Here is a 13179-nt window from a genome sequence, read left to right as displayed (position 1 = left end):
CTAATGCCAAATAGCCTCCTTAGGTAAATATTTATAAAACTGTATTCTAGAATACAGATACTGACCTGCTATTTCTGTATTGGCAATCTGACTTCTATGATCGTTAGCAATGACACTAAACCCAGTTTTTTTATGTGCCATGATGACCTCTATTCGTCTATAACCTGCAAACCTTGAAGTAGTTACTCCAACATTAGGAAATTGGATGAATTTTTGAGTAGTCTGGCTATTACCTAGACCCAAACCATCTTTGTAATCTGTTGAGGACTGCGGAGTTAATAAGATATGACAGTTATCAGGGCGATCTTTAATGAGTAACAGGCATCGTTCTTGAATAAAATCAAAAAGTAATTTATAAGCATCATTTTCACTGTGTTTGAGTAAAGTAGAAAGATGGACGAAAGTGTACCCTTTACCTTGGTAAGTTTCTGAATATACCCCTGACCATTTTAATCCTCTTGTGTTTTCGTAGAAGTCCATCAGCATTTTAACCATGCTATTTACCCATTCTAAGCAAGTCTCACTTTGATGTTCGGTGTAAATTTCCATATAGGCATCTGGCATTTAAAATCCTTATGAAGTTATAGTTAGCGTAGAGTATACCCCAAGGAAACTAGCTATTTCACCCTTCAAATCCATTAATAGACCACTTAAAACAGACTGTATTTGTGGAACTACTTATAATAGACCGTCTAAACTAGCAGACCTCGTTAGGTTTTAGTACCAACTATTTAAACAATCACGTTTATTAGCTGTAATGCCTCGGTACAAAATTTTAACCGAAAACTTGCCATAATATCCAAAACAACCCTGCCATAACGACAGCGATAACCAGCAACCGTTTCATCCAATAAGGCAGTAGTGGTTTTTTATATCCTAAATCATCAAGCTGACTCTCTACACCATCTTGCAGGTTCTTAAACGATTTACCTGTCTTATTGGCTTTGAGACGATTTTTGACCAATTTATCAGATTTATCTTCCGTTTCTGGTTCTCTATCAAAACTAATAGCCTGACTGGGTATGCCTTGCTTGTTTGCGATAGTATTGAGTTTCTGCTGCTGCTTTACCTTTAACTGCATCTCATAAGCGTCAATCCGTACCTTGGCTTCATCCATGCTGATGTTTTCGTCAGATGCCAATGTTTTGATGGCCATCACCAGATTGTTTTTTTCAATCATGATGGTGATATCTTTTGGCAGCTTTGTATTGACTGGTTTTGAGCTAGGGTCGGCGTTAAACATGGTTGTCCTTATTGCGACGTAAAAATATAAATATGGTGTTGCGTTTATTATAGCTGCTTTACAGACATAATATTCAAGCAAAAAAATACCGCAATCATAATCATGACTGCGGTATTTTAATATCTATCTTTATCAGCATTTCTGCCAATCTTTGATAAATTATAAATCTTTCCAACGTTGGATTGACTCTTTGATGACTTCTTTGGCTTCTGCAACATCACCCCAAGATTCAACAACCGTAGTACCTGGTTTTTTCAGGTCTTTATAATGGCTGAAATGGAACTCTAATTGGTTGATTAGCTGTTTTGGCAAATCAGCTAGACTGTTATAAGCATTGCCTGTGTCACGGTCGTCAGCAGGTACGACAACGATTTTGTCATCCACTTCGCCATCATCAACGAACTTCATGACACCGATTACTTTGGCTTTTAAGAAAATACCTGTCGGTAATGGTTGCTCAGTCAGCAATAACACATCTAACTCATCGCCATCTTCGTCAAGTGTTTGTGGGATAAAGCCATAGTTGCAAGGCTTAGCAAAAATCTGTGGGTCAATACGATCAAGCTCAAATACGGCTAGTTCGCGATTCCATTCGATTTTGTGGCTGCTACCAGCTGGAATTTCTACTACTACGTTGATGATGCCGCCATCTACGTCGCCTGCATCTAGAATTTTATTAAAATCAGTCATAAGGTGCTCCAGTTTTATTTTGTTTTAAATATTTGAATAATATATAAGGGTTGGGCTGCGATATTGTCATATCATCGCTGCACCAATTGTACCGACAGCGATTATAGCAAGTTTGCTACAAATTTTCTCATATTGCTTAAGTCTAAGGGCGCAAGAGATTATGCAAAAAAAGATTATGCAAAAATGGACTCAAAGCATCTATTTGGGTGCGAGTGCTCGTAACTCAATCAGTCCAGCATGACGTTTGGCAATATTATCAATCAGCTTCTGAGTCACTTGCTCATAGCTTAAAGCGTTGCTGATCTGTTGAGTTACTTGTGCACTTGGCGCTTTCTGCATGGTCACAAAGTCAGACAGTCGTAGCATTTGCATCCCTGCATAACCGCAAGGATTGATGGCATTGAATGCTGACAAATCACAATTTAAATTGACAGCAATACCATGGTAACTAAAGCCATGCTTAATCTTAAAGCCTAGCGAGGCCATTTTGCCTAGCATGATTTTATCATCATCAGGTGTGTCGTTGGTTTGCATATCGGTATTGCTATCTGGTTCAGGCATATCCGCATATAAGTAAACACCGGGTGCATCACGGCGTGCGTGGGCGCTGATATTATTACTAGAGGCCTCTGAATCCTGTAAGCATTCATTAATCACATCTTCGATAGCTTGTTCTGCATGTGATACCAAGTTGCGCACACTCCAGCCTAAGCTGTGCAAGTCGAATAACCAATAAACAACCAGTTGTCCATGGCCGTGCCAAGTGACTTGACCACCGCGATCAGTCTTGATAATTGGGGTGTCAGTGCGCTGTAATATGTGCTCTTCTTTGCCTGCTTGTCCAAGTGTGTAAACGTCATTGTGATCGACAATCCATAATTCATCAGGTGTGCGTATATCTTGCTCTTTTTTTAAGGCAATCCGCTCAAGCGTACGCTCAAGCATTGCATCATGGGTTGGATTATAGTCGGCTGCTGATAGATATTTAGTGATCAGCGTTTCATTGAGCGGTTGCGTGATATTTTCCATGAGAGTAGCAGTCTTATTGTTTCTGGTTTAAAAGTTTGAATTATTAATATTTTGGAGGTGTCGTTTCTTGATATGAAGTGTAGCAGTTTTTCAGATTGCCACCCAAGGTTATATTTTGTGCCTGTGTAAAAAGTGCTTGTGTAAACTGTATCTCTATAAATTGAGACTCTATAAATTTCGCTTCTGTAAAACTCATAAAGACCAGCTGTGTACAGACGCAGTAGTCAACTGAATCTGCTGTTCATTGGCTATTGACTAGGCTACATTAGAATGTAATGAATGGAAGCTCACGATTATTTATCGTTTAGAGGTTGCCATTGCAGCAATCCCTTGACTAGAAATATAGAGTCTTTAACCCAATATAGAAGCTATGACCCAACATAGTATAGTGACGCCAATACATATAACAAGGAAGCTAAATGACAGATAATAACCAAAATACCAGTGAGCAGACTTCAATGGATGCCAGTCTAGTAGCACAAGGAGCGCCTAAAATGCTTAGTACCGCCAATACTATTGATGAGATGCGAGCACAGTTTGCACATCTGCAAGGACTCAGCCGGACGAAGCCAATCAATGATTGGGCAACGCGTGAGACGCAACTCGACAACTTAGAGATCATGCTCAGCGATAATCAAGTCAGTTTTGCTAAGGCAATCAATGCAGATTTTGGTTATCGCAGTGAGTCAGAGACGCAGTTTGCCGAGCTATTTCCGAGCTTTACGGGTATCAGCCATGCCAAAAAACACGGCAAAAAATGGATGAAAACCCAACGTGCTTCTATTTCAGCATTGTATATGCCTGCCCACAACGAAATCCAGCCGCAGCCACTAGGTGTCGTCGGTATTATGGTGCCTTGGAACTACCCGTTGTTTTTGGCAGTAGGGCCGTTGATTGATGCGTTGACTGCGGGCAATAGGGTGATGATTAAAATGAGTGAAGCAGCACCGCAATTTGCCCAAGCATTTGCGGATGCGGTTGCGCGTTATTTTTCTCCAGACATGGTCTGTGTGGTACTAGGCGAGGTCGATATCGCTGCGGCATTTAGCTCGTTACCGTTTGATCACCTGCTTTATACCGGTTCGACGGCAGTGGGCAAAAAAGTCATGGCAGCGGCGGCGCCTAATTTGACGTCAGTCACGCTTGAGCTTGGTGGTAAGTCTCCCGTGGTTGTATTGGATGATGCCAATCTAGAGTCGGTGGTTAATCGTGTGATGATGGGCAAGACATTAAATGCTGGTCAAACCTGCATTGCCCCTGACTATGTGTTGATTCAACGTCAATATCATGAGCAGTTCATCAGTTTGGCAAAAGCATGGATGGAAAAACACTATCCTAATATTGAAAACAATCCAGATTATTCGCGAATCATCAATGGTGACCAGTTTAAACGAGTCAAAGGCTACCTAGATTCGTTGACAGGCGGTGAGATACATCCGCTTACTGCTGTTGAGGCCAATATCGAAACGCGTCTAATGCCGCCAGTGATTGTGAGTGAGCCTGCGCCTGATAGTGCCGTTATGCAAAATGAGATTTTTGCACCGATACTGCCATTGATGCATTACGAGACGCTTGATGATGCGATTGCGTTTGTGAATGCACGTCCACGACCGTTAGCCTTATACATTTTTGGTAATAACTATGGTGGTATCGAAAAAGTGCGTAACAATACGGTCTCTGGTGGTCTATGTATTAATGAAGTATTGATACATGTGGCCCAGCATGATTTACCGTTTGGCGGTGTCGGTGAGTCAGGTACGGGTGTTTACCATGGTAAGGCAGGGTTTGAGCGTTTAAGTCATATGAAACCAGTGTTTGTTCAATCGAAGCTCAACGGTCTGAATTTGTTGTTGCCACCTTATGGTGGATTGTTCAAAAAGGCTATGGCACTGTTTTTAAAATAGTATTTTGAAGTATTGATATATTCAAGTTTGAAATAGCGATGCTTTTAATATTACTGTGTTTAAGCAGCTGTTTTGACTATATCAGGGTCATATCATTGATATGCTAAACAGACAATATGATAAGAAATAGCATTTACTTAGGTAAGTGCTATTTTTTTGTCAAAAATATGAGTAGATTGATAAGGTTTAATCACTATTTTCAATATTATTAGCAGCGTGATAATGGTGCTGACTAAGCGAAAAATAAGCATTTGTCATCAGTCTGATAAGTCGCTACACTTTGTTATAAGTCTAGACAGAAGTATCGTGTCATCGCTCTAGTGCCGTATCAATTATTAATAGGACACCCCATGCGCCAATGGATTGCGTTAAGTTTACTCTGTATGAGCGTGCTGTTAGTGCCAGTGTCGGCGTCAGCAGCTTGCGAGTCGCCGATTAAATTTGGCGCGCTGACATGGGAGAGTGGTCAGTTTACCTCAGGGGTGCTCAAGTACATCGCTGAAGATGGTTATGGTTGTACAGTTGAAGAGGTACCAGGGGCAGGCCCTGCGCTTGATACGGCGTTGTCACAAAATGATATCCAAGTCATTGGGGAGCAGTGGGTTGGTCGCTCACCGATCATGGAGCAAGCCATTGAGCAGAATAAGGTAGCAATCATTGGCGATACGCTCAAGGGCGGTGCAACTCAAGGTTGGTATGTTCCTGACTATGTATTAGAAGAAAATCCAGGTCTACGCAGTTATCAGGATCTGCCCAAATACGCTGAGCTGTTTAAAGATCCTGAAGACCCTAGAAAGTCTCGTTTTATGAACTGTCCCTCTGGTTGGACGTGTGAGATATTCAATACCCGTTTGCTAAAAACCACAGGTCTAGACAGTACCTTTAACAATGCTCATCCTGGTACAGGTGCTGCGCTTGATGCCGAAATCTCTTCTGCCTTTGAGCAGCATAAGCCACTATTGTTTTATTACTGGCAACCTACGGGTCTGATGGCAAAATACGACTTTGCGCCATTGGCGTTTCCTGCTCATAACGCTGCCTGTTGGCAGGATTTATTACGAGCTGATGGTACTGTCGATTGTGTCTCTGGGTTCCCTGTATCGCCTTTAGGGATTGCAGTCTCTACGCCGTTTATTGAGTCTAATCCTGAGCTGGCAGATGTCTTCAAAAAAATACAATTCACTTCTGATGATCTCAATGGCGCTATCTTAGAGATGAGCGAAAGCAAACGTAGCGGAGACGAGCAAGCATTGGTGTTTTTGCGTGAGAACCCAAATGTTTGGCAAGCGTGGTTATCTGACGAGGCTGCTACCAATCTTGCGGCGAAGTTAGGTATCAGCTTAACAGGCGATGCTATCGACAGTACGGCTGTTAATAATAATTCCGCCAACGATAACCAGCTCGGCCTCGCATCAAGCTTCCCCTCATGGTCACTGGAGACACCGCTTAATAATACATTGGCAAGCGTTGTTCAAAATTACGGCGACGTCTTTCGCAGCATCAGTACGATGGCATTAACCTATTTATTGCTACCCATTGAGCGCCTATTAACGGTAATTCCACCATGGCTGATTATTGCGCTTGTCACGGTATTGGGTTGGTTTGGCGTGCGTAAGGTTTGGTTTGCACTGGCATGTGGAGCAGGATTGTTCCTCATTGGTGCATTTGGACTATGGGGCGCATTGATTGATACTTTTGCCTTGCTCATCGTATCAGTATTGGTCACAGTGGTGATTGGGATTCCTATTGGTATTGCGATGGCTGGCAGTAAGCTGCTCCGCAAGATTGTGACACCGATACTAGATGTTATGCAGACCATGCCAAGCTTTGTTTATCTCATACCAGTGCTCATGTTATTTGGGATTGGTAAAGTGCCTGCATTGTTTGCCACCATTATTTATGCACTGCCGCCATTAATTCGTCTGACGACATTAGGCATTACACAAGTCAATCATGAGATGGTAGAGGCGGGGCGCTCATTTGGTAGCACACATTTGCAGTTACTTATTTGGATTAAATTGCCTCAAGCATTGCCTAGTATCATGGCGGGCGTCAACCAAGCGGTGATGATGTCGCTGTCCATGGTGGTGCTTGCTTCTATGATTGGTGCGCCTGGCCTTGGCGAAGATGTCTTACAATCTATTCAAACCCTTAATATCGGTCAAGGCTTACAAGCCGGTACGGCGATTGTCATCGTTGCTATTATAATTGACCGTATTACTCAGGCGTTTGGTCAAGGCAAGCGTGCCCGTCAAAAAACGATTGACGCGAGCAAACACTCGATTGGTTAATGTCTTGGTCGACTATAAAAGAAATTAAGCTGGCATTTGAATATGAGAGTTTGAAGATGAACATTTGAAGATGAACATTTGAATGGGCTAACAATGCAGACAGGCCTCAATAAAAAATACCAATAGCGAGAACCGCAATGAATCACATCCGGCTAGAAAACATCAGTAAGATTTATAATGCCAGTAGTACGCAAGCAAAGTCTGTGATGGCATTATTGGCTGAAGGTATGGATAGTGTTGCGGTAAAAGAGCAAACAGGCTATTCGGTTGGGCTATATGATATTAATTTAGACGTTAAAGCGGGCGAGCTACACTGTATTATGGGGCTGTCAGGCTCTGGTAAATCAACCTTGATACGGCATATCAACCGTCTAATTGATCCAACCAGTGGCAAGATATGGGTCGATACGAGTATCGATGCGCAGACCACTATCACAGATGACGTACTTGCAGCTAATCAAAAACCATCTGCGGCTATCAATGTATTAGAGCTGAATGATAAACAATTGCAGCATTATCGCCAGCAAACTGTCAGTATGGTCTTTCAGCACTTTGGCCTCGTGCCGCATATGACGGTTATGCAAAACGTCGCTTACGGTTTGCGTGTGCGAAAAATGAGTACCAAACAGCGCCACGAGGTCGCGCGGTATTGGCTAAATGAGGTAGGGCTACCTAATTTAGAGCATAGCTATCCGGACGAGTTGTCAGGAGGCATGCAGCAGCGTGTGGGTCTGGCACGTGCTTTGGCAACTGATAATCCAATCTTACTGATGGATGAGGCGTTCTCTGCACTTGACCCACTCATTCGTGCTCAATTGCAAGACCAACTACTTGAGCTACAAGAGCGGCTACACAAGACCATTGTTTTTATCACTCATGACATAGATGAAGCGGTCAAAGTCGGTCAGCGTATCAGCATATTAAATGGTGGACGCTTAGTGCAAACGGGCACACCTAGCGATTTACGCAACAACCCAGCGGATGATTATGTTGCACAGTTTATGCGTGCTAAAGCATAAAGCCTGTTCAGTATTTATTGATAGATTTGTGCGGTATATTTATGGAAGGTGTGAGTAATCGTAGTAATTCTGCTGCAATTAATCGTGAACTCTGAAATGAACGGCAAACTTCGTTATACTTGACGGCTTGTTAATGATTCTTCATCTTTTCTTATTCGCATATGATGTCGCTTTGAGTATTAGGTGGCGTTTATTTCTTATTTTTGTGTTTTTTAAGGCCATAGCATGACTGCTACCTATGCACCTATTATTACCTCGTTACTCGATAACGACTTATATAAATTTACGATGTTACAAGCTATGCTGCATCAGTTTCCACAGACGCATGGTGTCTATCGTTTTCGCTGCCGTAATAATAAAGATGCTCTCTATCCATTGGCTGATATTAAAGAACAGTTAGAGAGGCAGCTAGACAGTTTGTGCGAGCTACGATTTTTAGAAGATGAGTTGGAATACTTGCGCGGCTTACGCTTTATGCGTTCAGATTTCGTCGATTATCTAGAACTGTTTAAGCTAAAGCGTCGCTTTATTACTGTCAGTACTGATGAAGAAGGTCGCTTGTTTATCGATATTGAAGGGCCGATGATTCAAGCGATGTTTTTTGAAGTATTCGTCTTAGCCATTGTAAATGAGCTGTATTTTGATGCGTTATCAAGTGACATTGTGATTGAAGAAGGTCAGCGTAGGCTCGATGAAAAAGTTGTTTTATTGCATCAATATGCAGCAGAACAGACGAAAGAAAACGGTGATACACCACCATTTATTGTCGCTGATTTTGGTACTCGTAGACGATTTAGCAAAGCGTGGCAAGCGCATGTGGTACAGACATTACATCACGCTGAACCAAAAATCGTCAGCGGCACATCTAACGTGTATCTAGCAAAAAAATTAGGTATGACGCCAATCGGCACCATGGCGCACGAGTTCATGCAGGCATTTCAGGCCTTGGATGTGCGTTTGCGTGATTCACAAAAAGCAGCGCTTGAAGCATGGGTACATGAGTATCGTGGTGATTTGGGTATTGCATTGACGGATGTGGTCGGAATGGATGCATTCTTACGTGATTTTGATTTGTATTTTGCTAAGCTATTTGACGGCTTACGTCATGATAGTGGTGATCCCTATATTTGGGGTGATAAGGCGATTGCTCATTATGAGAAATTGAAGATAGATCCTAAGACTAAAATACTCACCTTTAGTGATGGTTTGAATCTTAACAAGGCTTGGGAGCTGCATCAATACTTTAAGGATCGCATTAGAACCAGCTTTGGTATTGGTACCAATCTCACCAATGATATGGGTATCACACCGATTAATATTGTGCTCAAATTGGTTGAGTGTAACGGGCAACCAGTGGCCAAACTCTCTGATAGCCCAGGCAAGACCATGATCAATAATGACACATATCTTGCCTATCTTCGCCAAGTCTTTGAAGTGGATGAACCAGAGTAAGTGTAACTTAGCTGTCTACTTCATCAGATTTAACGTCTTCAGCAAAGGCGGCATCTAGTGCTTGTTGTACCGCATTGATGCGGGTCTCGCAAACGCGATAAGCCGCAATCGACTCTTCAACCGTTGTCATCAAGTTGTCAATGTCAGGCTCGTCTTGCTGCTGTAATTCAGCGGCATTGGTTTTTAAAATATCATAAGCCGCCTTAAAGGTTTTTGGGGCGGATTTTTTACGTCGACGAGTAGGGGTAGTCATAAAGTTTCCTAATTTTAAAAGGTAAGATAAGTAGAGGGGTAATCGTTAAATATTATTATGTGGTTGAGTTGGCATATCTGAGGTTTCCGTCGCTTTTTGATCCGTACTGACATCAATAATCTGCGCTTTTGCCTTACCGTCTTTTAGGATGATATGCACAGTTTGCTCAGGAGATAGCTGGGTGCTACTGGTCAGTATCTTTTCCCCTTTTGTGTCAGTCAGCATGGTGTAGCCTTGCTTAAGCACACGAGATGGTCGATGCAGTAGCACAATGTCACGTAGATGCTCACTGTCACGTTGTGCTTGTATGACTTGTTGCTGAGCATTTTGAATGACAGATTTCTGATGATTCTGACTATAAGTAGCAGCCGTGACTAATTGCTGATTTGCAGAGGTTTGTGTTTGTACACGTAGTTCGTCTGTCAGTCTGATGGCTTGCTTTACTTGGCGCTGTGCGCTTTGCTGGATATTACGCCATGCATAATCGCTATCTTTTCTCAGGGACGTTAGCTGTCCAATCGTTTGCGACTGTATTTGGCTCAATTGTCGTGATGTTTGTTGCTCGGCAGTATTCAGTTGGCGCTGAGCAGCTTGCTTGATTTGCGCTTGATATTGTAGTGTCTGAGAGACGAGTTGCGCCAAATGACTGCTAATCGCAGCGATAACTTTTGAGGGTGTGTCAAAGCTAGTATGCGCGACTTCATCTAAGATAACTTTGTCACGTTCATGCCCAATGCCGACCCACACAGGGACAGGCTGTTCAGCAACCAAAGCGGCCAGTTCATAATCATTGAGATAGGCCAAATCACCAACGGCACCGCCACCGCGAATAATGACTAATAAATCTGGTAGTCGCTGATATGTGTCGTAAAATTGCTGTTGAGCGCTGACGATAGCTTGGCGGATTTCAGCAGGCGCATGATTGCCTTGAAAAGTGGCGTTATGGTAATGGAAATGACAAGCACCTGTACTGGCTAAGCGATCAGCATCTGCTTGAAAATCTCCTAGTCCAGCGGCTTTTTCAGGTGCAATCACCAGCACATGCTCTATATCAAACGGGATAGGCAGTTGCTGATTAAGATGTAATAACCCTTCGCCTGTCAAACGGTCGACCATTTCCGCATATTGTCGTGCCAGATCACCTAGCGTATAGCTAGGATCGATGTCTTCAATGGTGAGCGAGAAGCCATATTGCGCATGAAAACCTGCCGATACTTTTAATAAAACGGTCAAATCGCGATCGAGTGGCATGCCCGTTGCGCGCTCAAACTTTGCTAAGACACGTGCCGCTTTAAATCGCCAAAGATTACCACGGCAGCTAGCAATGACCTTGCCGTCGTCATCTTTCTCTGCCAGTTCAAAATAATAATGTCCGCCTTTGCTAGACAGGTTACGAATTTCTGCTTTTACCCATACGCGGTGATTAAAGGTTTGTTTGATAACCATATCAACCGCTGATAAGTAGTCACTCAGACGCAATACGGTATCTTCTAAGTTGACCTCAAGGTTGTTTTCTTGCTCAGCTAACTCAGCCTCTAAAGTCGCCAAATCTTTAGCAGGCGTTATTACCTTCGCTTGTTTGATACTTGAAAGATTGGGTTTGCGCATAAATAGTAGACCGAAGATGATGAAAGCTTAAAAGCGAGTTGTTTATTGGTTTTCTATAGACCGATAACTTATAGATTGGCTAGAAGCTATTGAGTATTGAATAGGGTAGTTTAACCCAAAAGCGTACACACAAAAAGAGAAGCCAACAAGTCTGCGATAAGAATAATATATTAACCGCAGACTTGTTGGCTAAATGCTAAACAGTAATCTTTTTCTGAAGGATATTGATATTATTGGCAGCGGAAATTAATCATGTATTCATAATCGTCATCACGTGACAACTCTGGCGAGCCTGTACCAAAAATTGAGCCGACGACTGCACCCACTTGTCCAACCATACGGCCAGTGCGTTCATCTAAAATGCCGTTATAAGTTACTGTATCATCAACGATAATGACTTGCTTGCTTTGGCAGGTTTTTTGCGCGCTGTCTATCGCATTTTGCTGTGCTTTTACTTTGGTCTCTGCGATGCCAGTTGTCTCATAAATAGAGTTGGCGCGCTGGATAACGGGTGATGAAGGTGTACTTTGGCAAGCACTTAAAGCAAGTGCGGCGGCCATAGTCACGGTTAAGGTGGCAGTTTTATTAAAAGTATTCATAAGTAGTTTTTATTCCCTGTCAGTCGAACATAAATATCAATGTTAAGCAGATATTATGTGAGCAATATATCAACTAATGTGTCGTCCAGTAACGCTTAAGAATTTAACCTATTCGACTCTTGGCTGTCTAGGCGGTTCTTGTGTTCTATATTGCAGGGACATTTCATAGCTGCTTTGCTTGTTTGGCTATTGTTTATCTCATTTCTATCGCTACTTTCAAAATGAGCATACACCCTAATATTATAAATATAGCCAATTTCAGCCATTCACCATGGTCAAAAATAAAAAAAGCGGTCCTTGGTCACAGCAAATCACTTGAAATAAAAACCATATCTAGGATAATTGAGCCATTCACTCTTAATTAATAAGTAATTGTATGCAATTGATTCCTGCTCCTGCTGGCGTGCTAGAAGTTGACGCACTATGGCAACAAGACAACCCTAACGATCCAAATACTGATACCGTGGCATTACTTTGCCATCCAAATCCGCTATTCGACGGTACGATGAATAACAAAGTCGTTACGACCATGTATCGTTTTGCCCGTGACAATGGGATGCATGTAGTACGTTTTAACTTTCGCGGCGTAGGGCAGTCAACTGGTGAGCATGATTATGCTGAAGGGGAAGTGGTGGATGCAATGACCGTGCTACAATGGATTGCTGAGCAGACCAATGCACGCAAGTTATGGCTGGGCGGTTTTTCTTTTGGTGGTTATGTGACAGCACGTGTGGCTGAGCAAGTGATCGAGGCGTCCCATATATGGGGACTGAGTGACTTTGAGGTGTCAAACGTTGCGCTGATCGCACCATCAGTTGAAAAAAATGATAGCAGCGATATTAGCCTACCTGCTGATAAAACCTTTGAGATTTATGGCAATGCAGATGAAGTCATCGACCCTAATAATATGCAGGAATTTGCTGATCGACTGGGTATTCCTGTGAGTGTCGTGGACGGAGCAGGTCACTTTTTTCACGGACGCTTGTCAGAATTGAAAGGTTTGCTAGAAAAACACAGCATTTAAAGGTTTTACTTGAATGTGGTCAGGTAAAATTTATCTATTATTTTAATATTTATTTAGGGTGTGTCAT

At 42.5% G+C, this 13179-nt stretch carries 12 protein-coding genes; 5 read left to right on the top strand and 7 right to left on the bottom strand.

Annotation, left to right across the window (positions count from 1 at the left end):
- From AAEY75_RS02245 to lipB, 4 genes are all read right to left on the bottom strand, one after another.
- Nucleotides 1-564 carry a peptide chain release factor family protein gene (locus AAEY75_RS02245; protein WP_197216228.1) on the bottom strand — a complete coding sequence of 188 codons (564 nt, stop codon included), beginning with the start codon at nt 562-564 and terminating at the stop codon, nt 1-3.
- A 211-nt stretch (nt 565-775) separates the two neighbouring features.
- Nucleotides 776-1243, bottom strand: a complete 468-nt coding sequence (locus AAEY75_RS02240; protein ID WP_197216226.1) for a hypothetical protein — start codon at nt 1241-1243, stop codon at nt 776-778.
- 159 nt (nt 1244-1402) lie between these two features.
- Nucleotides 1403-1933 (bottom strand): inorganic diphosphatase, encoded by a 531-nt coding sequence (locus tag AAEY75_RS02235; protein WP_352258144.1) that lies wholly within the window; start codon nt 1931-1933, stop codon nt 1403-1405.
- Nucleotides 1934-2131: 198 nt separating this feature from the next.
- Complete coding sequence (lipB, locus tag AAEY75_RS02230; protein ID WP_197216224.1) at nt 2132-2962, bottom strand: lipoyl(octanoyl) transferase LipB; 831 nt, start codon at nt 2960-2962, stop codon at nt 2132-2134.
- A 419-nt stretch (nt 2963-3381) separates the two neighbouring features.
- On the opposite strand from lipB, the gene AAEY75_RS02225 reads away from it, so the two are divergent.
- The 4 genes from AAEY75_RS02225 (at nt 3382) to pncB (ending at nt 9628) form a co-directional block, all read left to right on the top strand.
- On the top strand, nt 3382-4866 hold the full coding sequence (locus tag AAEY75_RS02225; protein WP_502944357.1) for a coniferyl aldehyde dehydrogenase: 1485 nt from the start codon (nt 3382-3384) through the stop codon (nt 4864-4866).
- Between the two features lie 350 nt (nt 4867-5216).
- Nucleotides 5217-7157 (top strand): glycine betaine ABC transporter substrate-binding protein, encoded by a 1941-nt coding sequence (locus AAEY75_RS02220; RefSeq protein ID WP_352258142.1) that lies wholly within the window; start codon nt 5217-5219, stop codon nt 7155-7157.
- A gap of 137 nt (nt 7158-7294) precedes the next feature.
- Nucleotides 7295-8176 (top strand): ATP-binding cassette domain-containing protein, encoded by an 882-nt coding sequence (locus tag AAEY75_RS02215; RefSeq protein WP_197216219.1) that lies wholly within the window; start codon nt 7295-7297, stop codon nt 8174-8176.
- A gap of 225 nt (nt 8177-8401) precedes the next feature.
- The gene (pncB, locus tag AAEY75_RS02210; RefSeq protein WP_197216218.1) at nt 8402-9628 is read left to right on the top strand and encodes a nicotinate phosphoribosyltransferase; all 1227 of its coding nucleotides are present in this window, start codon (nt 8402-8404) and stop codon (nt 9626-9628) included.
- 7 nt (nt 9629-9635) lie between these two features.
- Here pncB and xseB read toward each other — a convergent pair whose 3' ends face one another.
- The 3 genes from xseB to AAEY75_RS02195 all read right to left on the bottom strand — a co-directional run bounded on the left by xseB (nt 9636) and on the right by AAEY75_RS02195 (nt 12088).
- Nucleotides 9636-9881, bottom strand: a complete 246-nt coding sequence (xseB, locus tag AAEY75_RS02205; protein ID WP_197216217.1) for an exodeoxyribonuclease VII small subunit — start codon at nt 9879-9881, stop codon at nt 9636-9638.
- 45 nt (nt 9882-9926) lie between these two features.
- A complete protein-coding gene (xseA, locus tag AAEY75_RS02200; RefSeq protein ID WP_197216216.1) occupies nt 9927-11489 on the bottom strand; it encodes an exodeoxyribonuclease VII large subunit in 1563 nt (520 codons plus the stop codon).
- 230 nt (nt 11490-11719) lie between these two features.
- Nucleotides 11720-12088 (bottom strand): hypothetical protein, encoded by a 369-nt coding sequence (locus tag AAEY75_RS02195; protein WP_197216215.1) that lies wholly within the window; start codon nt 12086-12088, stop codon nt 11720-11722.
- A gap of 376 nt (nt 12089-12464) precedes the next feature.
- Between AAEY75_RS02195 and AAEY75_RS02190 the strand changes: the two genes are divergently transcribed.
- Nucleotides 12465-13112, top strand: a complete 648-nt coding sequence (locus AAEY75_RS02190) for an alpha/beta hydrolase (protein WP_352258139.1) — start codon at nt 12465-12467, stop codon at nt 13110-13112.
- Nucleotides 13113-13179 lie beyond the last annotated feature (67 nt).

The sequence above is a fragment of the Psychrobacter sp. TB55-MNA-CIBAN-0194 genome, from assembly GCF_040309505.1.
Classification (GTDB): Bacteria; Pseudomonadota; Gammaproteobacteria; order Pseudomonadales; family Moraxellaceae; genus Psychrobacter; species Psychrobacter fozii.
The sequence above is the reverse complement of the archived record's forward strand: the minus strand, read 5'-3'. Positions and strand labels throughout refer to the sequence as shown.

Coding starts and splice junctions, on each gene's coding strand:
- AAEY75_RS02215 (WP_197216219.1), top strand. CDS start 7,295: ATGAATCACATCCGGCTAGAAAACATCAGTAAGATTTATAATGCCAGT.
- lipB (WP_197216224.1), bottom strand. CDS start 2,962: ATGGAAAATATCACGCAACCGCTCAATGAAACGCTGATCACTAAATAT.
- AAEY75_RS02195 (WP_197216215.1), bottom strand. CDS start 12,088: ATGAATACTTTTAATAAAACTGCCACCTTAACCGTGACTATGGCCGCC.
- AAEY75_RS02225 (WP_502944357.1), top strand. CDS start 3,382: ATGACAGATAATAACCAAAATACCAGTGAGCAGACTTCAATGGATGCC.
- AAEY75_RS02220 (WP_352258142.1), top strand. CDS start 5,217: ATGCGCCAATGGATTGCGTTAAGTTTACTCTGTATGAGCGTGCTGTTA.
- pncB (WP_197216218.1), top strand. CDS start 8,402: ATGACTGCTACCTATGCACCTATTATTACCTCGTTACTCGATAACGAC.
- AAEY75_RS02235 (WP_352258144.1), bottom strand. CDS start 1,933: ATGACTGATTTTAATAAAATTCTAGATGCAGGCGACGTAGATGGCGGC.
- xseB (WP_197216217.1), bottom strand. CDS start 9,881: ATGACTACCCCTACTCGTCGACGTAAAAAATCCGCCCCAAAAACCTTT.
- AAEY75_RS02245 (WP_197216228.1), bottom strand. CDS start 564: ATGCCAGATGCCTATATGGAAATTTACACCGAACATCAAAGTGAGACT.
- AAEY75_RS02240 (WP_197216226.1), bottom strand. CDS start 1,243: ATGTTTAACGCCGACCCTAGCTCAAAACCAGTCAATACAAAGCTGCCA.
- AAEY75_RS02190 (WP_352258139.1), top strand. CDS start 12,465: ATGCAATTGATTCCTGCTCCTGCTGGCGTGCTAGAAGTTGACGCACTA.
- xseA (WP_197216216.1), bottom strand. CDS start 11,489: ATGCGCAAACCCAATCTTTCAAGTATCAAACAAGCGAAGGTAATAACG.